General features: G+C 61.9%; 24 protein-coding genes. 10 read left to right on the forward strand and 14 right to left on the reverse strand.

Going from position 1 to position 23,217, the window contains the following annotated elements:
- From BFP96_RS30765 to BFP96_RS00015, 3 genes are all read left to right on the forward strand, one after another.
- A partial coding sequence (locus tag BFP96_RS30765) for a hypothetical protein (protein WP_218188730.1) occupies positions 1-464 on the forward strand: 464 nt, incomplete at its 5' end.
- On the forward strand, positions 461-1,102 hold the full coding sequence (locus tag BFP96_RS00010; RefSeq protein ID WP_205901652.1) for a tail fiber protein: 642 nt from the start codon (positions 461-463) through the stop codon (positions 1,100-1,102). The genes BFP96_RS30765 and BFP96_RS00010, both read left to right, overlap by 4 nt.
- 60 nt (positions 1,103-1,162) lie before the next feature.
- Complete coding sequence (locus BFP96_RS00015) at positions 1,163-1,615, forward strand: hypothetical protein (protein WP_065886625.1); 453 nt, start codon at positions 1,163-1,165, stop codon at positions 1,613-1,615.
- Here the strand turns inward: BFP96_RS00015 and BFP96_RS29885 are convergent.
- The 6 genes from BFP96_RS29885 to BFP96_RS00045 all read right to left on the reverse strand — a co-directional run bounded on the left by BFP96_RS29885 (position 1,612) and on the right by BFP96_RS00045 (position 5,831).
- A complete protein-coding gene (locus BFP96_RS29885; RefSeq protein ID WP_139113287.1) occupies positions 1,612-2,718 on the reverse strand; it encodes a glycoside hydrolase domain-containing protein in 1,107 nt (368 codons plus the stop codon). The two genes, BFP96_RS00015 and BFP96_RS29885, sit on opposite strands and share 4 nt — an antisense overlap.
- 84 nt (positions 2,719-2,802) lie before the next feature.
- Positions 2,803-3,378 (reverse strand): hypothetical protein, encoded by a 576-nt coding sequence (locus BFP96_RS00025; RefSeq protein WP_065886624.1) that lies wholly within the window; start codon positions 3,376-3,378, stop codon positions 2,803-2,805.
- Positions 3,379-3,387: 9 nt separating this feature from the next.
- On the reverse strand, positions 3,388-4,047 hold the full coding sequence (locus BFP96_RS00030) for a hypothetical protein (RefSeq protein WP_065935326.1): 660 nt from the start codon (positions 4,045-4,047) through the stop codon (positions 3,388-3,390).
- The gene (locus tag BFP96_RS00035) at positions 4,044-4,709 is read right to left on the reverse strand and encodes a hypothetical protein (protein ID WP_065935327.1); all 666 of its coding nucleotides are present in this window, start codon (positions 4,707-4,709) and stop codon (positions 4,044-4,046) included. The genes BFP96_RS00030 and BFP96_RS00035 overlap by 4 nt, the downstream gene beginning before the upstream one ends.
- Positions 4,710-4,829: 120 nt before the next feature.
- Positions 4,830-5,444, reverse strand: a complete 615-nt coding sequence (locus BFP96_RS00040) for a hypothetical protein (RefSeq protein ID WP_065894059.1) — start codon at positions 5,442-5,444, stop codon at positions 4,830-4,832.
- A gap of 189 nt (positions 5,445-5,633) precedes the next feature.
- On the reverse strand, positions 5,634-5,831 hold the full coding sequence (locus BFP96_RS00045; protein ID WP_065935328.1) for a hypothetical protein: 198 nt from the start codon (positions 5,829-5,831) through the stop codon (positions 5,634-5,636).
- Positions 5,832-6,019: 188 nt separating this feature from the next.
- On the opposite strand from BFP96_RS00045, the gene BFP96_RS00050 reads away from it, so the two are divergent.
- Both BFP96_RS00050 and BFP96_RS28585 read left to right on the forward strand, forming a co-directional pair.
- Positions 6,020-6,298, forward strand: coding sequence for an antitoxin of toxin-antitoxin stability system (locus BFP96_RS00050; RefSeq protein ID WP_065895703.1), 279 nt, complete (start codon positions 6,020-6,022; stop codon positions 6,296-6,298).
- Entirely contained in the window at positions 6,295-6,588 is a 294-nt protein-coding gene (locus tag BFP96_RS28585; protein ID WP_083203129.1) for a type II toxin-antitoxin system RelE/ParE family toxin, read from the forward strand. Before BFP96_RS00050 ends, BFP96_RS28585 begins: the two co-directional genes overlap by 4 nt.
- Before the next feature lie 117 nt (positions 6,589-6,705).
- Here the strand turns inward: BFP96_RS28585 and BFP96_RS00055 are convergent, their stop codons facing one another.
- Positions 6,706-8,286 (reverse strand): glycosyltransferase family 39 protein, encoded by a 1,581-nt coding sequence (locus BFP96_RS00055; protein WP_065935329.1) that lies wholly within the window; start codon positions 8,284-8,286, stop codon positions 6,706-6,708.
- A gap of 191 nt (positions 8,287-8,477) precedes the next feature.
- On the opposite strand from BFP96_RS00055, the gene BFP96_RS00060 reads away from it, so the two are divergent.
- The 5 genes from BFP96_RS00060 (at position 8,478) to BFP96_RS00080 (ending at position 13,407) form a co-directional block, all read left to right on the forward strand.
- A complete protein-coding gene (locus BFP96_RS00060) occupies positions 8,478-10,640 on the forward strand; it encodes an outer membrane assembly lipoprotein YfiO (protein ID WP_065935330.1) in 2,163 nt (720 codons plus the stop codon).
- On the forward strand, positions 10,637-11,341 hold the full coding sequence (locus tag BFP96_RS00065) for a DUF3142 domain-containing protein (protein WP_065935331.1): 705 nt from the start codon (positions 10,637-10,639) through the stop codon (positions 11,339-11,341). The genes BFP96_RS00060 and BFP96_RS00065 overlap by 4 nt, the downstream gene beginning before the upstream one ends.
- Before the next feature lie 70 nt (positions 11,342-11,411).
- On the forward strand, positions 11,412-12,101 hold the full coding sequence (locus tag BFP96_RS00070) for a hypothetical protein (protein WP_065894052.1): 690 nt from the start codon (positions 11,412-11,414) through the stop codon (positions 12,099-12,101).
- Entirely contained in the window at positions 12,098-12,802 is a 705-nt protein-coding gene (locus tag BFP96_RS00075) for a hypothetical protein (protein ID WP_065935332.1), read from the forward strand. The genes BFP96_RS00070 and BFP96_RS00075 overlap by 4 nt, the downstream gene beginning before the upstream one ends.
- Complete coding sequence (locus BFP96_RS00080; protein ID WP_065935333.1) at positions 12,799-13,407, forward strand: serine/threonine protein phosphatase; 609 nt, start codon at positions 12,799-12,801, stop codon at positions 13,405-13,407. The genes BFP96_RS00075 and BFP96_RS00080 overlap by 4 nt, the downstream gene beginning before the upstream one ends.
- Positions 13,408-13,529: 122 nt before the next feature.
- On the opposite strand, the gene BFP96_RS00085 is transcribed toward BFP96_RS00080, so the two are convergent.
- The 7 genes from BFP96_RS00085 to BFP96_RS00115 all read right to left on the reverse strand — a co-directional run.
- Entirely contained in the window at positions 13,530-14,972 is a 1,443-nt protein-coding gene (locus tag BFP96_RS00085; RefSeq protein WP_065935334.1) for an efflux transporter outer membrane subunit, read from the reverse strand.
- Positions 14,969-16,027: an HlyD family secretion protein gene (locus BFP96_RS00090; protein WP_065935335.1), complete on the reverse strand. Its 1,059-nt coding sequence runs from the start codon at positions 16,025-16,027 to the stop codon at positions 14,969-14,971. Before BFP96_RS00090 ends, BFP96_RS00085 begins: the two co-directional genes overlap by 4 nt.
- A gap of 17 nt (positions 16,028-16,044) precedes the next feature.
- Positions 16,045-17,580 carry an MFS transporter gene (locus BFP96_RS00095; protein WP_065935336.1) on the reverse strand — a complete coding sequence of 512 codons (1,536 nt, stop codon included), beginning with the start codon at positions 17,578-17,580 and terminating at the stop codon, positions 16,045-16,047.
- A gap of 222 nt (positions 17,581-17,802) precedes the next feature.
- A complete protein-coding gene (locus BFP96_RS00100; protein ID WP_065894046.1) occupies positions 17,803-18,732 on the reverse strand; it encodes a LysR family transcriptional regulator in 930 nt (309 codons plus the stop codon).
- 60 nt (positions 18,733-18,792) lie between these two features.
- The gene (locus BFP96_RS00105) at positions 18,793-19,659 is read right to left on the reverse strand and encodes a TauD/TfdA dioxygenase family protein (protein ID WP_065932722.1); all 867 of its coding nucleotides are present in this window, start codon (positions 19,657-19,659) and stop codon (positions 18,793-18,795) included.
- Positions 19,660-19,887: 228 nt separating this feature from the next.
- The gene (locus BFP96_RS00110; RefSeq protein ID WP_065886609.1) at positions 19,888-21,252 is read right to left on the reverse strand and encodes an HlyD family type I secretion periplasmic adaptor subunit; all 1,365 of its coding nucleotides are present in this window, start codon (positions 21,250-21,252) and stop codon (positions 19,888-19,890) included.
- Positions 21,242-23,217 (reverse strand): type I secretion system permease/ATPase (locus BFP96_RS00115; RefSeq protein ID WP_065935337.1); only part of this gene is annotated, 1,976 nt, incomplete at its 5' end. The genes BFP96_RS00110 and BFP96_RS00115, both read right to left, overlap by 11 nt.

Below are 23,217 nucleotides of genomic sequence, written 5' to 3' on the forward strand. Positions count from 1 at the left end.
CCGAGTTGACCGGCGACCTGGACCCGTCTGCGCCGACGTTCGCGGGCGGCACCCTGGCGGGGCCGGGACGCGTGCAATTTATCGACGATCTGTTCGAATGGGATGAGATGAATATTCAGTTCTATCGCCAGGAGGACGGCGCGCATTATCCGTTGGCAGTCGACGATGACGGCGAGGCTCTGTCGCCATTGGCGGCCTTCCAGGCTGCCGATCTGGCCCGGGTGCTGGTGCCGGCCCGGCCGCGCAAGGCCTTGTCTGTGCTCTACCTGCTATCTTCCGGCCAGCTCTGGCAGGCGGGCGATGACAGCGTACCGGTCGAAGCCCACGACGTGGCCACCGTCAACGCGCTGAAGTCGAGCGAGACAGCGCACGACGGCGCTCAGTGCGTCGGCCAACCCTGGGAGATCCTGGTGCCCACGGCGATGCAAGTGATCGACGGCGTTTCCCTGGAGGGCATTCTATGAGCAGGCGTCACGGCGCGTGGCCGATGGGCCTGGTGTCGGACGGCAGCTTGCCGGTCGGGGCGGTGACCGCCTTCGCGGGGGCTGTGGGCACCCCGGTGCCGAATACCGCCAAACCTGCAGACGTAACGGCGGACAGCAGCCTGCTCCCGATTGAGGCATGGGGCTGGATGTTATGCGACGGGCGCGAGCTTGAAGTGAGCGTGTACGAGGAGCTGCACGCCATGCTGGGTTACCTGTACGGCGGCAGCGGCGCGACCTTTCATATCCCCGATTACCGTGGCACGTTCCTGCGTGGCAACGATTGTGGCGCCCTTAAGGACCCGGACACCGCGATACGCACCGACCCCACCGGCAGCGCTAAGGTCAAGGCGGGGATCGGCTCGCGCCAGACTGCCGCGATGCTGACTCACGAACACACCTATCAAACCGTGCCCGTGGCCGTGCAGATCGTCGAAGCCGGCTCGGCAGACAGCGCCACGCCTGGGCAGTCGGTGACATCGGCACCGACGGACGCCCAAGGCAATGTGTTGAGCGCCGGTGTCAGCCAGTTTGAGACACGCCCCAGCAACATTGCAGTCAACTACTTGATCAAGTTCACCAGCGGCGCTGGCTCCCCTTGGGCACAGTTGTGGCTGTGAGCGGCATCGACAGCGTTTTCCCCTTTCATTCGATACTTGGCATTCTGAACGGCGGACACCATGGGCAATTCAGCAGAACCGATAACCGACACGGATGTTGCGGCGCGCCAGGAGGCGCTGCGCCTCGATTTTGCGGTGAGCCTGAACGAGGAACACGTCACCTTGCAGGTCGCGACGCAGGTCGCATCAATCGCGCTGGGTGAGCGCACCCACCATTACAGCGTGCTGGCGCTGGCCAGGCATCGCTTGCGTGACGCCGAACGCGGGCTGGACCTCTCCAGCCAGGGATGGATCGAGACGGCGGAGCTGGCCCAAAGCCTGGGCATCGACGAGGCGCACTTGAATATCCACATTTTTCGCGCCCGCACCCAGTTCCGAAGGGCCATCGCGGCCACCGGCCAGGCACCCGAGCTGATCGAGCGGCGGCGTCGCGAATTGCGCATTGGCAGCCTGTACTTTCAGATCACGCGGGGTTCGGCACTGGAGGGCCGCTTCTGGCCGTCAACCCACTAGGATGGGAGCAGGGCGGGCCACAATTGCGGGTACCCGCCCTTGTTATCGGTGGTCGCATAGTTCGAATCAATCGCTATCGGCAGCTTGCTCGAGACTGCTTTGGGCGGGATCGACTGCACCATTTGGTAGCCGCGCCCCGGAATGTCCGGCACGCTGCTGATGGATTTCCAGTAGGCCTGGAACGGCAATTGGTAGAGCTGCTCGCCGCTCAGTCCGCTATTGGCGCCGACATAGAGGCCGGGCGAGTAGCCCGCGTCTTTCACAGCCAGGAACCAGGCATTGCAGTAGTCAATCACCGCCTGCGCCGCGCTTTTGATATTGACGTTTTCCAGGTCCATCCAGACGCTGACGCCGTGGGGTATGCCAACGGTCTGGGCGTGGGCCACGGCGTATTGCCCATACTCTTTGCCCAACGCGCCGGTCGGCGACCAGGGGTAGAAGCGCACGTGCTGCACCGGCATCAGCCCGAGGCCGTGTTGTCGGATAAGCAGCGCTTCGTCGGCACTCAGATCGCCTTTGTTCGCGTTGTCCTCATGGGAAAGGTAACGCAGGCAAAACCCGTAATGACGCGAAACAAACTCCAGCACCATCTTTTCATCCAGCACGCTATCGGTATCAAAACCCTGGAGCGGTGGCGGCACGGTGGCCTTGCTGTTGCTCGGGGCTGGGTGGCCGCTCAGGTGCTCTGCAGCCCCCAGGCAGCGAACGCCTTTGGTGCGGTCGGCATAAATGCCGTTGCAGCCGGTTTTGATGTCGGTGAGTGTCGAACTGCGATTTTTTGCCTGGTTGAAGTATTGCTGTATGCCGGCCCAGATCGCGGCGGTGCCGCCCTTCAGTTGGCCGCCGGTACACGCATCCAGGCTCAAGGGCGCGCTGCGGAGTGCGCCGCTCAATGTCGAAAACGTGGCGGCCTGGATGGCCGCCAATTGGTCGAGATTGCCTGGCAGGCTGCAGTTGAAGTGAGCGCACCAGGACGATCCGTCACTCATCCGCGCAATCATTCCTACGCCAATCGAGCAGTTATCGGTACCGATGGAATGCCCGTAAGGGACTTGGCTCAGCGCCCCCTGGACGACGCGTTGGTTCACGGCAATAGCAGGCATGTGCGTTCCTCGTACGGGGGATCGGGGCTGAACCCTTGGAGCAGGTTGCGCGCCAGCCAGCCGGGCTGGCGGCGCCCTGGCCGTTTATGCCGGCACTCCTACCACCAGGCTGGTATAGCCCATCTTTGTCAGCCGCTGGGGCAAGTCTGCAAGCAGCAGTCCCAATTGCACGACACCGATGTTGGAGTCGTAAGCGGTATACGTTAAGGGCACATCCGCTCCGGGAGTGGTTGAGGGAGTAATCAGAAAGCCCAGCACGTGCACATTGTTGCCGGCCCAAATCTTGGTTCCTGCTGGATACGTTGGCAGTGCTGTAACGAAGGCGGCAGGCAGGACGACGCTGGCGTTGGCGATAGACAACTGCGCTTCCTTCGTTTGACTGTCCAGGCCCAGCAGTGTGATCAGTTGCCCGGCTGCTGTGATCTTGACGGCGTCGACCAGGTTCGAGAGGCCGTAAACCTGCGGGCTGTTTGGATCGTTGAGCCAGTAAGTGGTCAGCAATGAGCAGAATTGGTTGACGTAAAACCAGTTGGAGCCGGGGGGCTGCGTCTGAATGAGGTACTCCACCGCGTCGGGGTCCGTGGCATCCAATGTGGCCATGTCGACGAAGAGCGTGGGATTTGGCGTGGTAATGGCGCCGATGCTGATGTGATTAGTCATGTTTTTTCCTTATTGAGCGGGACGGTGGCGATCAATGCATGGCGGGGAAATCCCGCTTTTGGCGCCTGGGTGCCAGTGATGGTGTTCATCCAGATAAAAACTCAGCGCGTAGACGTCAGCGGGAAAATGGACCCTCAGCGTCGGGTGGTGGCGACTGTGGTCGACCACGCTGGCGGCGCCGACATGGTTTGCGGCCGCTATGCAGTAAGCGGGGGTGAAGTCGTATTGCCGGGATGTCATTGCAGTGCTCACCAAAGTACCGGCACCGTCCATGCAGGTTCCGATCAGGTAGGTGTGGTCGGGCACGTTGTCCTCGACCGCGATGGTCCACGGCCCCGGCGCCACCGCGCGGGTGCACGACTCAAAACTGGGCGCGTTGTTGTCCAGATTGAACAGCACGCCATGGTCCACCCCCAGGTCGACGACGCACTGGCCGCTGGCGGTAAAGGGCATGGGCGACGGGTGCTGGGAATGGGTCGACCAGATGAAACTGGGCTCGGCGTGCCACATCAGCAGCGCATGGGAACCGGCCGGCACCAGGCTGGGGCTGGCGATCCATACCAGGGAGGCGATGCGCTCGTCCTTCGTGACGGCAGCCTGGTAGACGAAGAAGGTCCAGTCGCGGTCGGAGGCGTTTGCCAGGCGCAGGCTATAGATCGGTGCCTTCATGGCTGGTTCTGCCTGAACTGATTGGGCGACGGTTCACCGGTACTGAGCGTCCACTCGTTTTGCGCATCCAGGACAGCCGTCATGGTGCAGACCTGATCAGGAAAGCGTATGCGTGCCGGCAGGTTGAACTGGGCTGGATGCAGGGGCGCATTGGGTTTGAGGTCATAGGCACCGAAGCTGATCCAGTAGGCCAGCTGCGCCTTGCGCGCCGGCGTAAATACAGTGGTGATATTCGGGCCGGCGTTCACACTGAGTGTGGCGCCGCCGTGCATGCCCAGGCCTGCGCCTGGAGCCAGGGTGGCGATCAAGCTGCGGTCGCCCTGGATGATCAACTGGCCACTGGGCGCGGGTTCGGGACGCTCGCGAAATTCGTAACCAAAGTGCGTTTGGGCAAGTATTACAGCACTTCCCATCTCGGGCTTGGCGCTGGCGAATTGGCAACTGCTGGTGGCCTCGCTGTCATCGAGCCAGACAAAATCGTAGTCCAGACACCACTCAAAACAAACCACCACCCCCGGATTGGCCCCGGCGACGCGCCACGCATGCTGGCGCACGCCCTGCTGATTACAGGCGGCGTTGGCAAGGTCGTGATACAGGCACGCTTGGCCACTGCGTAGTGATTGATTGACAAACCACAGCGTGTAGTGGGGGTTGCTGGGCATAGTGTCTTTTCCGAAGCTGAGGGCGTAAACCGATCACGGGCAAGGCTGGCGCTACGGCCAGACCCGCCCGCCACCGGCGACGGCAGCGCCAGGGCTACCCGAACGCCGCCGCAATGCCGCTTAGGCGCTCACCCAGCGGTTGTCCGTACCCAGGGCGTAGGACAGCGCATAAATGTTGTCAGGGAAAATCACTTGTTGGGTCGGATTCACCGTAGTGACATCGAGAACGGTACCGACTTTGACTTCGAAACCGGCAGCGATGTAGTAGGTCGGCGTCGGGGTGAAATGGTGAGTCAGGTTCGGGCCCGCCTCCATGACGAATGCAGCAGAACCGCCGACGCTCATGCCCACCGTGAATTTTTTGTTGGGCACTGAGTTGTCAGCGGTGATCACCAGCGAACCGGAGGGGCTGCCTTTGGCCGGAGAGCTGAAAGACGGTGTGTTGGCGTTGTTGGAAAACTTGATCGTGTTGCTGTCGACCAGGTCGGCGCCGACGCAATCCGAAGCGTTGAAGGTTACGCCTGGCGTCACCTCGCCGACCGCGCCCCATACGAAGCCGTAGTCGATCGTCCACTCGAAAGTGATTTGAGTGCCTTGAGCGATAGTGAAGGGGCTGGCGAACCACGCCAGCGAGAAGATGTTGCTGGCGGACTGATTCGGTACCGTCTGGTAGACGTAAAAAGTCCATGGGTTCACAGAGTTGTTTTTCAGGGTCAGCTGATAAGGGTTAGCCATGTTGATCGTTCTCCACGTGTGCCATTGAGGGTACGGCCGCTGGTCGCGGTGATGGTCCGTGGGAGGAGTATTGGCAGGTTGAGGGGGTGGGGGTATTACAGGACATTACATCGCATTACAGGGAGCGTGCGGCCGACCCGCAAAACATCAGCGGCTGACCGATCACTCTCTCGTGATGGACTGCCGGCCTCAGGCCTGCTGCGCGGCCGTGACCAAGTGATGGAGGTTCTGGCTGTGCGTTTTGGCGGTAAGGGTTTCCAGCAGCTCAGTGCCGATACGGATGCGGCTGCGGGCTGTTTCGTGGAGCAGGTGCGAGGGGGCGAAGGTGTTGAAGGCCAGGACAGGGACGCTGGTTGGGTTGGATTTGAGTCGAGTGAACTGTTCCATGGGGTAGATGTACGGATCGCCAAATCCGATCGCCGATGTGCGGCGACGAGGCGGACGTTAGGGTGATGATTGGGGCTGTGCAACCGGCCTGATGATTACGACCGTCAGTCACCTCACTTCATGTCGCCCCACTCATACGTAATGACGATGTATATACTTCGTCCATACAAAATTGGAGGGACTTGTACATGTCCAAATTAGCCGTCTTCACACTGAAACTCGAATCGGAGTTGCGCGACCAATTCATGGCGGAATGCGAAGCCTCTCATCGCCCGGCATCGCAAATCGTGCGCGAAATGATGCGTAAGTTCGTACAGGCGCAACAGGAATCCAGAGAATATGACGAATTCTTACAGCGCAAAGTCGATGCCTCGCGCGCATCCATACAAGCGGGCCGAGAGATTTCCAATGAAGCTTTGGAAGCTGAATTCGCGGCAAGGCGCGCTCAAGTAGATAACCAGGAATGAGGGTCGCCTGGACACCCGAAGCAGGGCAGGACCGTCGAGATATCTGGGATTTCCTATTCGATAAAAACCCACAGGCCGCTGCCGATATGGACCGGCGTTTCAGTATTGCAGCGGCTGGCTTGGCCCACAATCCGGAAATTGGCCCCTTGGGTCGGATCTCGGGCACACGCGAAGTCATTCCTCACCCGAGCTACCGCCTGGTTTATCAACTTGAGCCAAGTGTGGTGAGAATCGTAGCTCTGGTGCATACCGCTCGCCAGTGGCCTCCCGAAAGTGACACGCCTGATTGATGCCTTAAGCGCACGGGAGCTGAATGCTCCCTGGTCCGCAGTGACGGCGTGAGGAACCGCCAGCCGATCAGCATTTTTTACGCCACCGCCAGACACTCCAGACCTTCACGCCTTCGTCTAGCGGCAGCCTTCAGGCTGCGGCGCCGGTACGTTGCATAACACGAACAACCGCGCCCTGGCGCCTCCGCCGTCCTGGCGACTGAGTTCGCGCCAGCCGTTCGGCAGCGGCGCGAATTCATCCGGCGCTTCGTTGCTGCTGATCAACCATACCCGCCGCGTTTGAACAGGCAGTGCTGACAGGCGATCCAGATAGATGCGTCCGCCGTCCTGGTCCACCAGCGTGCCGAAGCCATAGGCATTCGGTCGCGTCGAGGTGCCGTCGGGTTTGGGCGGGGTATAAAGCTGCAACTGCGCGTCGGTCTGGTCGTAATACACGTAGCTGAGGTACCACATCATGTCGCTGAGGACGATGCGGTCGTCCTCCTGGTAATTGCGATTGACGAACTCCACCGGCACGTTGAATTGATCCTGCTCATCCACCTCGAAGTTGTTCTTCAGGCCCAGCAGTTCCATGCCCACAAACAGCACCAACAGCGCTGCGCCCAACCATGACAGGCGTGACGGCAAGCGGTCGATGGCCATCGCCAGGACGATCGGCAAACCCAGGGCGTACACCGTGAGATAGCGCTCGATAAAGACCGGCGAGATAAACGACACACCGTACACCAACAGCAACGGCAGCAAGAAAAACAACGCAGGCAAACGAGCCCCGGGGTTGCGCCATGCCGTCACCCAGACCACCGCTCCCAACAGCAGCGGAAAGGTCCAGAACAGCGGCGCCCAGAAATCAACGCCTTCATCCTGCAACACGAACTGCCAGATCATCGAGGGCAGGGACAGCAGGTTGACCGGCTCTTCCCAACCAATGTCCCCGCCTACCTTGAGTTGTTCGACGTGCTGCACCAGGTCCAGAAGGTTCGGCAGCCAGGGCAGGTACAACACCACAATCGTGGCGTTGGCCACCCACCATGCCGGGCGCGTGATCAGACGCGGGCCTGGCGAGTGCAGCCCGAGGTACGCCCAGTGCACCACCACACACAGCGCGGTGAAATAATGGGTGTAGAAACCGGCGCTCATCAACAGCACATAAGCGGCCAGGTAAAGCGTGCGCTCGGGCTGGCGCAGCCAGTAGACCAACGCCAGCGTCGCCCCCAACAGCCATACGCCGAGCAGCGAATACATGCGTACTTCCTGGCTGTAGCGCACCGCCGTCGGCAGCAGCGCCAGCAGGATGCCGGCCAGCAGCGCGGCGCGACGGGTGGACAGCTGCCGCGTCAGCCAGATCCCCAGCCCCACCACGACGGCACCGGGGATGGCGCTCATGCTCCTGATCGACCAGATGCTGTCGCCAAACACTTCGATCCAGCCGCGCAGCAGCACAAAATACAGCGGCGGATGCACATCGTGGGCGGCGTGAAACCACAGGTCGGCCAGCGCATATTCGCTGAGCAAGAGGCTCGAGCCTTCGTCACCCCAGATCGCCGCCGACGTCAGGTGGTAGAACCGCAGGACCATGGCCAGCGCCAGGATCGGCACCCACCAGAGGCGGCTGAGCCACCCGGCGCCGTCCCGGGTCAGGCGATTGAACGCAGGCAAGACCCGGACTTTTTCATTTTGCTCTACCACCGACCGACGCATATCGACTCCGTTACGACTGCCCTCTACAGGACACACCCTGCGCATGCGCAAACACCGCCACTTTAGGCCAAAAGCGGTGGGCCCGTTGCTGGAATCAGACAAATCAACAATTTGCGTAGGCCTTCACCGAAGCACTCGTAGGATCAGGCTATGATTGCCCTCCTCCACGGACTCAGGATCAAGGAAACGTTATGCGCATCGGTTTGCTGTCACCTCTGGCTCTGGCCTTGCTGGCCGTTATTCCCCTGGCGGCCCAAGCCAGTTCCGACGACTCGTGCTACCCCGACTGGCGGGTCTCGCGTGACAGTCTCGAACCGTGCAGCAACCAGCCTTTCCTCAGCCCGGGCAACGATAGCCGGGTCAACCTGCGCCTGTTGCTGGCCGATAAAAAAGCCGCGCCGCTGACGCCCAATGCCTTGGGCGAAGACGACTTGGCCCAAGGGTTCGGCCCGGTGCCGTTTCCGGTGTATCGCCTGATGCCGATTCCAGCCGCGAGCGATGAGCCCGATAACCAGGCGGACGATTCGCGCACTGCCGAGCTCGACACCCTGCTCCAGCCGCTGGGCATCAAGCGCGAAGAATACAAGACCGCCGGCGAAGCCTTCCTCAATGGTGAAGGCAGCCGCTGCCGCAGCAACAATGACGACAGCGCCACGGCGTTTATCAGCCAAGTGATCAAGGCCGATATGCCGCCGGCTGAGCGCGACGTATTGGTCAAAGCCCGTTTGCAGCTGCTGACGACCTGCGACTGGGACGGCCAAGTGGTGGACGCGCAGTTGACGCCCTCGGCCAACGCCCAGCTGTTTCGCACTTATTTGCAGGCCGCCGCTGACTTCTACAGTGGCCGCTTCGGTGACGCCGAGCGCGGTTTCGCCGCCGCCGCGACCAGCGATGCGCCCTGGCTGAAGGAAACGGCGCTGTACATGACCGCGCGCACCTCGCTGAACCAGGCCCAGGCCCAAGCGTTCGACGAATACGGCATGCCGCAGCGCGAGAAGGTGGACAAGCCCGCGTTGAACCACGCCGAACAAGGCTTTCTCGCTTATCTGAAAACGTATCCACAAGGCGATTACGTGGCCTCCGCCCGTGGCCTGCTGCGACGGGTGCACTGGCTGGCGAACGACGATGCCAGGCTTGCCGAAGACTTCACCTGGCAACTGACCGAGGCCACCGACGCCCAGCGCAATGTGAGCGTGGACGAATTGGTCGAAGAGGCCGACCTCAAGTTACTGATGGCCGGCAACACGTCGACGAACAGCCCAATGCTGCAGGTGGTCAGCGACCTGATGGCGATGCGTGCCCACACCCCGCCCCTGTTGAGCCGCGCAGACCTCGACAAGCAAAAGAGCACCTTCGCCAACGAGCCGGCATTGTTCGACTACCTGCAAGCGGCGTATGCCCTGTATGTCGAGCATCAACCCGACACTGCCCTCAAGCATCTGCCGGCGGACGTGCCGTCAACCCTGGACTATTTCGCCTTCAGCCAGCAAACCCTGCGCGCCCTGGCCCTGGAAGCCAAACAAGACTGGGCAGGTGCGCAAGCCCTGTGGCTGCAACTGCTGCCGCTGGCCAGGCAACCGCTGCAACGCGACCAGCTGGAGCTGGCCCTGGCGATGAACTACGAGCGCAGCGGCCAACTGACCAAGGTATTCGCCGCCGACTCGCCGATCAGCGCCAAACAGGTACGTTACATCCTGCTGCGCAACGTCGCCGGCCCCGACCTGCTGCGCCAGCAGATCGCCAATGCCAGCGACCCGACCGAACGCCAGAGCGCACAATTCGTGCTGCTCTACAAAGACCTGTTGCACCGCCAGTTCGCGACCTTTGCCGACGACCTCAAGCAAGCCTCGTTGTCCGAAGACAAGCTCGGCACCAGCCTGGGCTACACCTACACCAGCGGCCAGACCTTGAAGCTGTTCCAGTGGAACGGTGACAAGGCCGAATCCGGCTACGCCTGCCCAGGCATCGCGCAAACCGCCGCGACCTTGCAGGAGGATGCAAAAAACCCCCACGCCCTGAACTGTTTCGGTGAGTTCATCCTGCGCAACGGCCTGGACGGCATGCCCCTGGAACAACCCCGCGCCGCCGGCAGCCTGGGCAGCACAGCCTCGGACTTCAAGGGTGAGACCTTCTCGCGTCTGGACGGCTACAAGCAGGTGATCGCCAACGCCAAGGCACCGAAAACCGACAAGGCCTACGCACTGTTTCGCGCCATCAACTGCTACGCGCCGGCCGGCTACAACAGTTGCGGCGGTGAAGACGTGGCGCCGGCCGTGCGCAAAGGCTGGTTCCGCCAGCTCAAGAGCGGTTACGCCGACACGCAGTGGGGCAAATCGCTGCAGTACTACTGGTGAAGTCGCTGTGGCTGGGCTTGCTGTTGCTGGCGAGCCCGGCCTTCGGCGCCGTCGACGCCCGTGACTACGACGCCTTCTGGTTGTGGAGTGGCGTCACGCCCCAGCCGGTAATCAAGCAGGCCAAAACCCTGTACATCCTCCAGGGCCAGATCAACTCCACGCGCCGCGCACCGCAACGCGGCGTGCGATTGATCGCCCAGGGCATGAGCGTGCCGCGCATCACCCAGGGCACTGTCTGGGTGGTCTACCGCGCCCACACCTTGCACTGGCCGGAACCGGTCTACACCCAACTGCTCGGCCAGGTGCAACGCTGGCGTGACGCGGGCAACCCGGTGGTCGGCATCCAGATCGACTTCGACGCCCGCACCCAATACCTGCACGAATACGCCGCCTTCCTGCGCGACCTGCGCCAGCGCCTGCCGGCCGACCTGCGCTTGAGCATCACCGGCTTGATGGACTGGAGCAGCAACGCCGACCCGGCCGCCATCGCCCAACTCAAGGGCGTGGTGGATGAAGTGGTGGTGCAGACGTATCAGGGACGCCACAGCATTCCAGACTACGCGGCCTATTTGCCCTGGATGAACCGGATGGGCGTGCCGTTCAAGGTCGGCTTGATTCAGGGTGGAGAGTGGGAGGCGCCGGGGTATTTGCAGGGGAGTGAGTGGTTTCGGGGGTATGTGGTGTTTTTGCAGAATCGTTGACACGTCGGTTAAATTTATGCAAGAAAGTGTCCTCTGTCCGCGGACAGAGGACACTAACTTTTGGGGCCATATGAAAAGTCAAGACATCGTAGTCCTGTTCAAACTGATCAGCCTCGAATTACGGGCCAAAGGGGAGCGGGTAAAAAAACGGGTGTTTTCTGTGGAGAAAGACGCCGCGGCCCTCGGTTTTCAAAGTCTTGCGGCCTATATTGAAAACTTCGAAACCGTTCAACTTTCAACAATGGATGACTGGCGCGGGTGGGATGACGCAGACGAGGATTCTGAAGAACACGCTTCGCAAAACTACTCTGTGAGAGCGCTGTCCTCAGCTTTGGGTCTGAGCAAAACCGAAGTGTCTTCATCCCTGAATCGTTGCAGGGAAATCGGCTTGATTTATACGAGGCAAATCGATGGAATCCCGCTGGTAAGAAGCACAGCGCTGCTGGATTTGGTTACGCACAGCATTCGCTATATTTTTCCGGTTAAGCCTGGCGCTATCGTCCGAGGCATTCCAACGGCCTTTGCCGCACCGGTATTGGCAGGCAAAGTGATGAGCGGAGGCGACCTTATTCCCGTCTGGCCAGATGCCTACGGAAAAAGCAAAGGGCAGGCAATTACACCGTTGTACAAAACCGTTCCCGGCGCCGTGAAGAAAGACGAGCTTCTCTATCATTTCCTGGCCCTCGTTGATGCCATCCGCATCGGCGGACCGCGTGAGACCAAAGTCGCCGACGCCATGCTGCGGGAGTGGATACTGTGACGTCCAACCGAGCAATGATGCTGCGAATGCTTGAGGAGGTTGCCGAGGCCCTGGGCGAAGAGTTATGTGAGCAGGTTGCCTTTGTCGGTGGATGCACCACTGCCTTGCTTATCACTGACGAATACACCCTGGAGTCGATTCGCGGTACCGATGATGTGGACTTGGTCATTCATCTGACAGGCACCACTGATTGGTATCGGCTGGAAGAAAAACTCAAACATCGAGGTTTCAAAAACACTGGCCAAGACTCGGTAACTTGCCGTTTACGACTGGGCCAGTTGAAAGTCGATTTCATGCCGACGCAGGAGAACGTCCTAGGCTTCGCCAATACTTGGTTCGTGGGCGGGTTGGAACGCGCCATTGGCTGCACCTTGCCCAACGGAACACGGATCAGAGTGTTCGCCGCACCCTGGTTCCTCGCAGCCAAATTGCAGGCCTATCAGGGGCGCGGTCATGGCGATGTACTGATGTCCAACGACATTGAAGACATCATCGCCCTATTGGATGGCAGGGAAGAACTCATCGAAGAAGTGAAACAGGCGCCTATCGAACTGCGGCATTTCGTGAGCGAACAATTTACGGCACTGCTTGCGTTACCCGCATTTGAGGACGTGATCCAAAGCACCGCCCAGGATCCAGCTCGTACGGCGTTGATTCACGAACGACTGACCGCGTTGATTGGATTCGGAGCAACCGCTTGATCCTGCAATTGAACTTGAGTCGGCAAGGAACCGGCAGGATAGAGAACCGCGATGTCAGCGGCTCGGCACACAATGCTGGCACACACCTCTACGTGATTGCCGACGGCACTTCAAAACCAAATAGTGGCGAATTGGTAAGCGCTTTGAGTCACCACCTGCTTGAGTGTTTTCGCCATGCGCACCCTGTTGTGGTGTCTTGTCCTGAACACGCCCTGATGCTGGTGCTTACTTCCCTCGACGAAGTGCATTCAAACATCTGTCCAGACTTTCCATTGGCGTCCACCAGCTACCTTGTATTGCTGGTAGTTGGTCACACAGCAATCTCCATTCACGCAGGTGATTGCTGCCTGGGCCATCTGGAGAAGTCTCAACGCCTGAACTGGGTGAACTCACCTCATTGCGGCCCAAACTGGAGAGGCGATCTGAGCCATTCGCTCATCGCCAACTCTCCAGCCCGCAAAACACTAGACACGACATGGATCATGGCGACAGATGGATTCTGGGCCGAACTCTCAGCCGAAGATCAGTTCAAGGCCGTCGTAGAACGTACCCTTGACGGGTGCGCAACCGAAGACGACGTCACGTTCATGTTATTGCGTACGTAAAAAAGCTGTTACCAAACGTAGGTTACGCTCGACACCACCTTTGGCCATTCGTCGTAGCAGCAATCCAAATTACTGGAGCACAGCGAGACGCGGGTCTTGTGGGTACGCCCGATTTCCTCCGATCACTGAACAGCCTGCAACGGATACACCGACTCCCACCCTCCTCCCAACGCCTTGTACAAGCCGACCATGGCCAACGACACGCCCGTGGAGCTTTCCACCCACTGTTCCTGGGTCGCCAGCAGCGCGCTTTGCACGGTGAGCACATTGACGAAATCCGCTACCCCTTCGACGTACTGGTGTTGCGCGGTGGTGAGCGCGATCTGGTTCTGGCGCACGGCTTCGGCGAGGCTGTCGCGGCGCAGTTGGCTGGCGTTGTAGCGGGTCAGTTGGTCGTCGATCTCATGCCAGGCGCGCAGCACGGTTTGCTGGTAGGCCAGCGCCGCTTCCTGTTGCTGGGCTTCACGTAAATCGACCATGCCTTGCAGGCGCCCGCCGTTGAACAGCGGCAGGCTCAATTGCGGGCCGAAGGCGAAGGCGCGTGAGCCCCAGGAGCCGAAGTCCGAGAGTTGCAGGGCCTGGGAGCCGAGGCTGCCGGACAGGGTGATGCGCGGATAGAAATCACCCTTGGCCACGCCGATGCTGGCAGTGGCGGCGTGCAAACGGGCTTCGGCCTGGCGGATGTCCGGGCGGCGCTCGGCCAGTTCCGATGGCAGGCCGATGGCGACCTGGCGCTGGGTCTGCGGCACGGCCGCGTCCTTGGACAGCTGCGCGTGCAGGGCTTGCGGCGGCTCGCCCATCAGCAGGCTCAGGGCGTTGATCAACTGATCCTGGCGCTGCTGCAGATCGGGCAGGCGTGCTTCGATGGCGGCGACCTGGGCGGCGGCTTCGGCCACGTCCAGGTCGGTCGCCACACCGTCGGCCAGGCGCAGTTGCGAGAGCTTGAGGCTGTGGCGGGCGACGTCGAGGTTTTGCTCGGTGACGGCGCGGGTGTTCTGTACGCCGCGCAGTTGGATGTAGTCCTGCGCGGTCTCGGCCAGCACCGACAGCAACACGGCGCGGCGGTCGTTTTCGGCAACGTCCAGGGTGGCGTCGGCGGCTTCGATCTCGCGCTTGACCCGGCCCCAGAAGTCCAGCTCCCAGGCAGCGGAAAAGCCCATGTCCCACTGGCTGAAGGCCGAGCGGCCGTTCTCGCCGGAAGGGTCGTTCAAGCCTTTAGCGCTGTTGCGCTTGCGCTGGTAACCGCCGCCCGCATCGACGTCGGGGTAGCGTTCGGCGGTGGTCACCTGGCGCATCGCGCGGCTTTGTTGCAGGCGGCTGCTGGCCAGCTTCAGGTCGAGGTTATCGCTGAGGGCGCGGCGCGTGAGCGCTGACAACTGCTCGTCGTGGAACACGTCCCACCAGCGCTCCTGCAACGGGTCGCTGCTGGCACGACTGGCTGCCTGACGCCCCTGGGGCTCACTCCATTGGGCCACCTGCGGGCCTTGCGGCCGTTGGAAATCCGGGCCGACGGTGCAGGCACTCAGGCTGATGAGGCTCAAGGTGAGCCAGGCGAACTGTCTCATTGCTGGGCCACCTCAGGGTGGGGCGCGACCGCCTGTGTGTCGACACTGGCCTCCACCGACATACCGACGCGCAAGCGCTCGGTCAGCGGCTGATCGGGCTCCAGCACGATCTTCACCGGAATACGCTGCACCACCTTGGTGAAGTTGCCGGTGGCATTGTCCGGCTTGACCGCGGCGAAGGTCACCCCGGTGGCCGGTGCCAGGCTTTCCAGGTGACCGTTGAGCAACTCGCCGTCGAGGCTGTCGACGCGCACTTGCACAGCTTGGCCGGCACGCATGTGGGACAGTTGCGTCTCCTGGAAATTGGCCACGACATAGGCCTCGGCCAGCGGCACGACCGCAAGGATCTTGCTGCCCGGTGTCACATAGGCGCCGACCCGTACCGCCCGCTCACCGACCATGCCGTCCACCGGCGCGACGATGCGCGTGTAGGACAGCTGATAACTGGCCATTTCCAGTGCGGCCTGGGCGCGCTTGAGCCCGCCTTCGGCGGCGTCACGCTGGGCCGTGAGAATTTCCACTTGCTTGCGTTCGGCGGCCAGCACTGCCGTGGATTTGGCCAGGCGTGCGGTGGCCTGGTCGATGCGGGTCTTGGCTTGCTGGGCGTTCTGCACAGTGCCTGCGCCGACGCCGGCAAGGTGGTTGTAGCGGTTCAGTTCGTGTTCGGCAAACGCCACTTCGGCACGGTCCGCCGCCACGGTGGCCTGGGCCTGGGCAATCACCGAACTTTGGCGCTCCAGGGTCGCGCTGGCGTTTTTCAGTTGGGCCTGGGCGACCAAGGTGTCAGCGTCGGCGGCCTGGGCGGCGGCGCGAAAGTCGCGGTCATCGATCAACGCCAACAGCTGGCCGGCTTTGACGCGCTGGTTGTCCTGCACCAGCACTTCCTTGATGAACCCGGCCACGCGAGGGGCGACCAGGGTGAAATCGGCGGCGACGAAGGCGTCGTTGGTGGTCTGGCGCCGGCTGCCCAGGAGGCCTGGCGCAACCAGGTACACCAGCACGCCGACGGCAAACACAGCGATAACGGAGACGGCGATTTTGTCTTTGCGTTTCATGAGAAATCCTTGGGGTGTCAGGTCGGTGCGCGAGGCGGAAAAATCCGCGTAGGCATCCAGAAAATCAGCAGGATCAGCGCCACCGCGACACCGGCCATGACGACATACAGATCCGAAGAGGTGAGCACCACGACTTGCGCGTGCAGGCGCTGCGCCAGGCCCGGCGCGTCGCCGTCGGCCAGGGGCGAATTGCCCAGGCGGTCCACCAGCATGGTCGAGTGAAAATGCCCGCGCTGGGTGGTCAGCGTGTCCAGCACAGCGGTGGCGATCACGGCGGACAGGCCCTTGACGGTGTTGAACCAGGCCGAGGCGAACGGCCCTTCGATGGGCTGGATACTGCCGGTGGACAGCATCAGCAGCGGCAGCACAGCCATCGGTTGGCCGAAAATCTGCAGCAGGTACCAGCCATAAAAATCATCGCGAATCCATGCCGACGTCAGGTGCGAACTGCCGATGCAGCCCAGCACCAGCATGCCCAGGCCTATCCCCAGCACCCAGCGGCAATCGACCCGGCGCAGGTTGCACAGCGCGGCCACCAGCGGCAGCGCGATCAGTTGCGGCAGCGCCATCAGCAGCATCACCGGCGCGGTTTGCAGGGGGCGGTAACCCTGGACCTGGGCGAGAAAACTCGACGGGATGATGATGATCGAGGTCAACACCATCAACACCCCGGCCAGCACGATCAACGCGAACGACAGGTTGCGCAGGCCGAGCATCTGCAACTTGAAGAACGGCAGCGGCTGCGACCATTCGTTGAGCATGAACAGCACCATCAGCAGCGTGCCGCCACTGAGCAGGAAGGTGATCAGGCCTGACTCGAACCAGTCCAGGCGATTGCCTTGCAACAGGCCGATCACCAGCATGCAGATGGCCGGGAAGCCCAACAGCAGACCGCGCCAGTTGAACTGCTTGAAACGCTCCAGGCGCAGCGGATCCTGCGGCAAGCCGTAGGCCACGGCGGCCATCGCCAGCAGGCAAGGCCCGACGATCTGCCAGAACGCCCATTGCCAGCCGACGTATTCGGTCCACAGCGCCGCCAGCGGCGTGCCCAGGCTCGGGCCGAAGGTGGCCGTCAGGGCATAACCGGCCAAGCCGTATAACTTGACGTTGGCCGGCAGGAACCGCAGCGCCACGGTCATCAGCATCGGCGGCAACGCGCCACCGGCCAGGCCTTGCACCGTGCGCAGGAGCAGCAGGCTTTCGTAGTTCGGTGCGAACGGGCACAGGATGCCGAGCAGGGTAAACAGGCCGATGGCACACAGGGTGAAGCGGCGCAGCGAGAGCGTCACCGCACACCACGGCGCGAACGCCATCGCCGCCACGGAGGTGGCGGTGTAGGCCGCGACCAGCCAGGTACCTTCGTCAAAGCCGATGTACAGCGCACCACGGATATCGGCGAGGGCGACCTTGGTGACCATCTCGTTGAGGCCGGACACCAGCACCGCCAGCAGCACGCCGACCAGGCCGATGATGATGCGCGGACCGAATACCGGTGGGCTGGGCGCAGTGGGTTTGGCTGCAGCCTCGAAGGCGGGGGCAGCGAGGGATGTCATGGACAGGTAACTCGGAATAAAGAAATACCCGAGCAGTTTAATCAGGCTCTAGCATGACAAAAAGTTACTTGTTGTCAGTTTATAAGTGCGTCAGACGCAATCCATGATTGGAGGGGCCAAGCCCTCATGTAGGAGCGAGCTTGCTCGCGAAAAACTCACAGGCGCCGTGTTCATTCAGGAAACAGGCGTTATCGTTGACGTTTTTCGCGAGCAAGCTCGCTCCTACAGACTGGCTGAGGGCTGGGCTTCGAGCCAGGTGGCGTGGCAGCTTTCGCGCATGGTTTCGCGCAGCCATTTGTGCGCCGGGTCTTTGTCAAAGCGTGGGTGCCAGGATTGGGCCAATACCAGCGTCGGCAATGAGATTGGCAGCGGGAATGCGCGCAGCGGCAGCTTCAGGCGCGTAGCGCTCAGGAGCGCTTCCTTGGGCACCGGCAGCAGCAGGTCGGAGTCGGGCAGCATGAACATCGCACCGTGAAAGCCCGGGGCGATCATTGCCACGCGGCGCTCCAGGCCCTGGGCATTCAACGCGGTATCGATCGGCCCACGGGCGATGCCGCGCCGCGAGATGCTGATGTGGGAATAACTGGCAAACCGCGCGGCGGTGATCTCTGCGTCGAACAGCGGATGATCTTCCCGCGCCAGGCCGACGAAGGTGGTCGAGAACAGGTTCTGCACCTTCACTTCGGGGCTCGCCGGCAGGGTGTTGCTCACGCGCAAGTCCAACCGCCCTTCGCGCAGCGCTTCGTCGTCGGTGTCGCCTTCGGGCACGAAGCGCAGCTCGCAGAACGGCGCCACGCGCTGCATGGTGTCGAACAAGCGACCGCCATACACGCCGATGAAAAAGTCATTGGCGCGCACGCTGAAGCGGCGGCGCAGGGTGCTCAAGTCCACTTGATCGGCCGAGCGAAACAGCAACGCCGCCTGCTCCACCACAGTGCGCACCTGGCCTTGCAGCTCCAGCGCCTTGGGGGTCGGTACCAGGCCGCGACCGGCGCGTACCAGGATCGGATCGCCGACCGCTTCGCGGATACGCGTAAGGGTGCGGCTCATGGCCGCCGGGCTCAGGTTCATCCGCCGCGCCGCGCCCACCACGCTGCCTTCATCGAGCAAGGCGTCGAGGGCGACCAGCAGGTTCATGTCCGGTAGTTGCATGCCAAGCACTCGTGATCGATCGGGAGTGAATTGGGCGCAATCCTAGCAGGCTTTACCGGTTCAGAACGGCGCATCGCCCTGGATGGTGGTACGGAACAATTTGCGCCGCAGGTGACTCGGGCAACCGGCGGCCAGGTGGATCAGCGAGCGGTTGTCCCAGAACACCAGGTCGTGGGGCTGCCACTGGTGGCGGTAGATGTTTTCCGGCAGCACGCTGTGAGCGTAGAGCTGGGCCAGCAGGTCGCGGCTTTCGTCATCCGGCAGGCCGACGATGCGGGTGGTGAAACCTTCGCTGACGAACAGCGCCTTGCGGCCGTTTTCAGGATGGGTGCGCACGATGGGATGCACCACTTCGGCCACCTGGGCGAGCTGTTCAGGGGTCAGGGTCGGGCGCCAGTTACCTTCGAATTTGGTTTCGCTGTAACGCGCGGTGTAGGAATGCGCGGCGCGGCGCCCTTCGACGGCGTTGCGCAGGTGCTCGGGCAGTTGCTCCCAGGCCTTGTGCATGTCGGCAAACAGGGTGTCGCCGCCTTCGGACGGCAGTTCCTGGGCGTGCAGCATCGAGCCCAGGCTGGGCAGTTCCTTGTACGACAGGTCCGAGTGCCAGAACTTGCCCGCATCGCCCAGGCCGATGGATTGGCCGTTTTCGATGATGTTGGAGACGATCAGGATTTCCGGGTGGTTGGCCAGCAGGAACTGTTTGAGCACGTGGATCTGCAGCACGCCAAAGCGCCGACTGAAAGCGATCTGTTGTTCAGGGGTGATGCGTTGGTCACGGAACACGATGACGTGGTGGTCCAGGTGCGCGCGGTGGATGCGGGCGAAGTCCTGGTCGTTGACGGGTTGGGACAGATCCAGGCCGACGATTTCGGCGCCGACACTGCCGGGGAAGGGGCGGATGTCGAAGGTTTGAAGGGTGGCGGGCATTGGGTTCACTTCCGGCGGACAGGGCAGTGAATTTATAGGCCTGAGAATGGAAGTTTAAATACTGTTAGGGCATATCCATATGCATTGGTGATGCTGAGGGCCCTATCGGGGGCAAGTCGAATCGTCGCACCGCCCCTCCCACACTTGATTTGTGAACACGTTCAAATGTGGGAGGGGCGGTGCGACGATTCGACTTGCACCCGATGAGGCCGGAGCAGGCGATAGAGATCAGCGCTCGTGCAACGCCTCCGCCCGCGCCTTGATGATCGGCTTGAGCAGGTAGCTGAGGATGCTTTTCTTGCCGGTGATGATGTCCACCGAGGCAACCATGCCGGGGATGATCAGCAGCGGTTTCTCATCGGTGCCCAGGTGGCTGCGGTCGGTGCGCAGGGTGATCATGTAGTAGGTGGTTTTCTTGTCTTCATCGGTGATGGTGTCGGCGCCGATGCGTTCGAGCTTGGCCTTCAGGCCACCGTAGATGGTGTAGTCATAGGCGGTGAATTTGACCACCGCTTCCTGTCCAGGGTGCAGGAAGGCGATGTCTTGCGGGCGGATCTTGGCTTCCACCAGCAGGGTGTCGTCCAGCGGTACGATTTCGACCATGTCGCTGCCCGGCTGGATGACGCCGCCGACGGTGTTGACCAGCAACTGCTTGACGATGCCGCGCACCGGCGAGGTGACCAGGGTACGGCTGACGCGGTCTTCCAGGGCGCGGCCGGTGGATTCGGCCTTGTTCAGTTCGGTGCGCGCTTCGTTGAGTTGGGTCAGGGCTTCGCTGCGGAATTTGCCACGGGTCTCGTCGATCTTGCGCTGCACTTCCTTGATCGCCGATTCGGCGCGCGGGATCGCCAGGGTGGTGGCGTCCAGTTGGCCCCGGGTTTCCATTTCGGCGCGCTTGAGGCGCAGCACTTCCACCGGCGACACCGCGCCCTGGGCCACCAGCGGCTCGGACATGTTAATTTCCTGGCGTTGCAGGGACAACTGGCTGCGGTACTGGCTTTGCTTGGAGGTGAACTCACGCAACTCCTGTTGGCGCTGCACCAGTTGCTCCTGCAAACCGCCGACTTCGTCTTTCAACTGCTGGCGGCGGCTTTCATACAGTGAGCGCTCGTTGGCGGCCTGGCTGGGCGCGGCCTTGAGCACATCGTCGGGAATCGTCAGCGGGCGGTCGTCCACCTGCGCACTCAGGCGCTCGACGCGCAGCTGCATGGCCAGGCGCAGCGCTTCGGTTTCCCCGGCGTTGGACACAAACCGCGTGTCGTCCAGGCGAATCAAAGGCGCACCGGCCTCGACGATCTGGCCTTCCTTGACGTACAGCTCGGCGACGATACCGCCTTCCAGGTTCTGGATTTTCTGCAGCTTGGACGACGGAATCGCCTTGCCGTCGCCTCGGGTCACTTCGTCGATTTCGGAGAAACCCGCCCACACCACCAGGAACACAAAGAACGCGATGATGGCCCAGATGGTCAGGCGGATGACCCGCGGCGCATCTTCGATCAGCGCTTTGTTGACCTCGGGCAGCGGCTGGCCCTGCAGCGAGTCGGAACCTTTGAAGTAGCGCCCGACCGCGCTTTTGATGGAGTTAAGCGACACTGATCTGCCCCTTTTTCAACGCTTCCATGACCACGGCTTTCGGGCCGTCCGCGAGGATCTGCCCACGGTCGACCACCAACAGGCGGTCCACCAGGGACAGCAGCGAGGCACGGTGCGTCACCAAGACTACGGTCTTGTTTTGCACCACGGCATGCAGGCGTTGTTTCAAGCGTTCTTCACCGGTGTTGTCCATGGCGCTGGTGGGTTCGTCCAGCAGCAGGATGGGCGGGTTGAGCAGCAATGCACGGGCCAGGGCGACGTTCTGGCGCTGGCCGCCGGACAGGTTCTGCCCACGCTCGCCAACCTGCAGCTCATAGCCTTGCGGGTGCAGGCGCGCGAATTCGTGCACACCGGCCAGTTCGGCGGCTTGCAGCACCATCTCGTCTTCGACGTACCGTGCACCGCTGACCAGGTTGTCACGCAGGGTGCCGGCCAGCAGTTGGATGTCCTGGGCGACGTAGCCGATGTTGTGGCGCAGTTCGCTGACGTCGATCTGGCGCACGTCCACGCCGTCCACCAGCAACGCGCCGGAGTCGGGTTGATACAGGCCGACGATCAGTTTGGCCAGGGAGCTTTTGCCCGAGCCGCTGCGACCGATGATGCCGATCTTTTCCCCTGGCTTGATCACCAGGTTGATGTTTTTCAGCGCCGGATTCTGTTGGTTCGGGTAGGTGAAATTCAGGCCCCGGCACTCGATGGCGCCTTGCAGGGTGCGACGGCTCATGGGGCGCTCTTCGAAATTGCGCTCCTGGGGCAGCTCCATCATCTGGTCCACCGAGGTCATGGTGACCTTGGCCTGCTGGTAACGCGTGAGCAGGCCCGACAGCGAGGCCAGCGGGCTCAACGCGCGGCCGCTGAGCATGTAGCAGGCAATCAGGCCGCCCATGCTGAGGTTGCCGTCGATGATCTGGTACACGCCGAACACGATCATGATCACGCCGGCCAGTTGCTGGATCAGCAGGGTCATGTTCATCGACAGGCCCGACAGCAATTTCACCCGCAGCTCGAGCCGGCTCAAAGTGCCGATGGTCTGTTCCCAGCCGTACTGGCGTTCGCTCTCGGCATTGTTGACCTTGACCGCATCCAGCCCGGCGAGGGTTTCGATCAGGCTCGACTGGCGTTCGGCGGCCAGGGCCATGGTGCGTTCCATGGTCGCGACCAAAGGTTTTTGCAGGGCGTAGCCGATCCCCAGGGCAATCGGGAACGCCAGCACCGGAATCCACACCAAATGGCCACCGAGCAGGGCGATCACCAGGAAGATCAGCAGCGTGAACGGCAGGTCGATCAGGCTGGTGAGGGTCAGGGAGGCGAGGAAGTCGCGCAGGCTCTGGAACTCATGGATGTTCTGCGCAAAGCTGCCGACGCGCGCCGGGCGGTACTTCATCGACATGCCGACGATGCGCTCGAACAGGGTGGCGGAGATGATCAGGTCGGTTTTTTTACCGGCCAGGTCCAGGCACAGACTGCGCAGGCTCTTGAGCACCAAATCGAACAGATACGCGCCGCAGATGCCCACGGCCAGCACCCACAGCGTAGAGGTGGCCTGGTTCGGCACCACGCGGTCGTACACGTTCATCACGAACAACGGCGCGGCCATGGCGATGATGTTGATCAGGAAGCTGGCGGCGATGGCATCGGTATACAGCCAGCGCGAACGCTTGAGCGTGTCACGAAACCAGGAGCGCGCCCGGGGGATCAGCGTGCCGTGGTTAACGTCGAATTTGTGCTGCGGCTGGGCAAAGAAGACTTTGCCGGTGTAGTCGTCGACCAGCAGCTCGCGCTTGATCAGCACTTCACCGCCATCGCTTTCGCTGAGCAGCACCCGCGCCTGATCATCGCCTTCCCAGCCGAGCAGCACGGTACTGCGCCCGTCCTTGAGCAGCAGCAGCGCCGGTAATGCGATGGCCGGAATCTGTTCGAGCCTGCGTTGCAGCAGCCGCCCCTGCAGGCCGGCCCGCGCGGCGG

The sequence above is a fragment of the Pseudomonas sp. 34 E 7 genome (assembly GCF_900005715.1).
Classification (GTDB): domain Bacteria; phylum Pseudomonadota; class Gammaproteobacteria; order Pseudomonadales; family Pseudomonadaceae; genus Aquipseudomonas; species Aquipseudomonas orientalis_A.

Excerpts from the sequence above, each read along its gene's own strand:
- BFP96_RS00010 (WP_205901652.1), top strand. The coding sequence starts at position 461 with ATGAGCAGGCGTCACGGCGCGTGGCCGATGGGCCTGGTGTCGGACGGC.
- BFP96_RS00015 (WP_065886625.1), top strand. The coding sequence starts at position 1,163 with ATGGGCAATTCAGCAGAACCGATAACCGACACGGATGTTGCGGCGCGC.
- BFP96_RS29885 (WP_139113287.1), bottom strand. The coding sequence starts at position 2,718 with ATGCCTGCTATTGCCGTGAACCAACGCGTCGTCCAGGGGGCGCTGAGC.
- BFP96_RS00025 (WP_065886624.1), bottom strand. The coding sequence starts at position 3,378 with ATGACTAATCACATCAGCATCGGCGCCATTACCACGCCAAATCCCACG.
- BFP96_RS00030 (WP_065935326.1), bottom strand. The coding sequence starts at position 4,047 with ATGAAGGCACCGATCTATAGCCTGCGCCTGGCAAACGCCTCCGACCGC.
- BFP96_RS00035 (WP_065935327.1), bottom strand. The coding sequence starts at position 4,709 with ATGCCCAGCAACCCCCACTACACGCTGTGGTTTGTCAATCAATCACTA.
- BFP96_RS00040 (WP_065894059.1), bottom strand. The coding sequence starts at position 5,444 with ATGGCTAACCCTTATCAGCTGACCCTGAAAAACAACTCTGTGAACCCA.
- BFP96_RS00045 (WP_065935328.1), bottom strand. The coding sequence starts at position 5,831 with ATGGAACAGTTCACTCGACTCAAATCCAACCCAACCAGCGTCCCTGTC.
- BFP96_RS00050 (WP_065895703.1), top strand. The coding sequence starts at position 6,020 with ATGTCCAAATTAGCCGTCTTCACACTGAAACTCGAATCGGAGTTGCGC.
- BFP96_RS28585 (WP_083203129.1), top strand. The coding sequence starts at position 6,295 with ATGAGGGTCGCCTGGACACCCGAAGCAGGGCAGGACCGTCGAGATATC.
- BFP96_RS00055 (WP_065935329.1), bottom strand. The coding sequence starts at position 8,286 with ATGCGTCGGTCGGTGGTAGAGCAAAATGAAAAAGTCCGGGTCTTGCCT.
- BFP96_RS00060 (WP_065935330.1), top strand. The coding sequence starts at position 8,478 with ATGCGCATCGGTTTGCTGTCACCTCTGGCTCTGGCCTTGCTGGCCGTT.
- BFP96_RS00070 (WP_065894052.1), top strand. The coding sequence starts at position 11,412 with ATGAAAAGTCAAGACATCGTAGTCCTGTTCAAACTGATCAGCCTCGAA.
- BFP96_RS00085 (WP_065935334.1), bottom strand. The coding sequence starts at position 14,972 with ATGAGACAGTTCGCCTGGCTCACCTTGAGCCTCATCAGCCTGAGTGCC.
- BFP96_RS00090 (WP_065935335.1), bottom strand. The coding sequence starts at position 16,027 with ATGAAACGCAAAGACAAAATCGCCGTCTCCGTTATCGCTGTGTTTGCC.
- BFP96_RS00095 (WP_065935336.1), bottom strand. The coding sequence starts at position 17,580 with ATGACATCCCTCGCTGCCCCCGCCTTCGAGGCTGCAGCCAAACCCACT.
- BFP96_RS00100 (WP_065894046.1), bottom strand. The coding sequence starts at position 18,732 with ATGCAACTACCGGACATGAACCTGCTGGTCGCCCTCGACGCCTTGCTC.
- BFP96_RS00105 (WP_065932722.1), bottom strand. The coding sequence starts at position 19,659 with ATGCCCGCCACCCTTCAAACCTTCGACATCCGCCCCTTCCCCGGCAGT.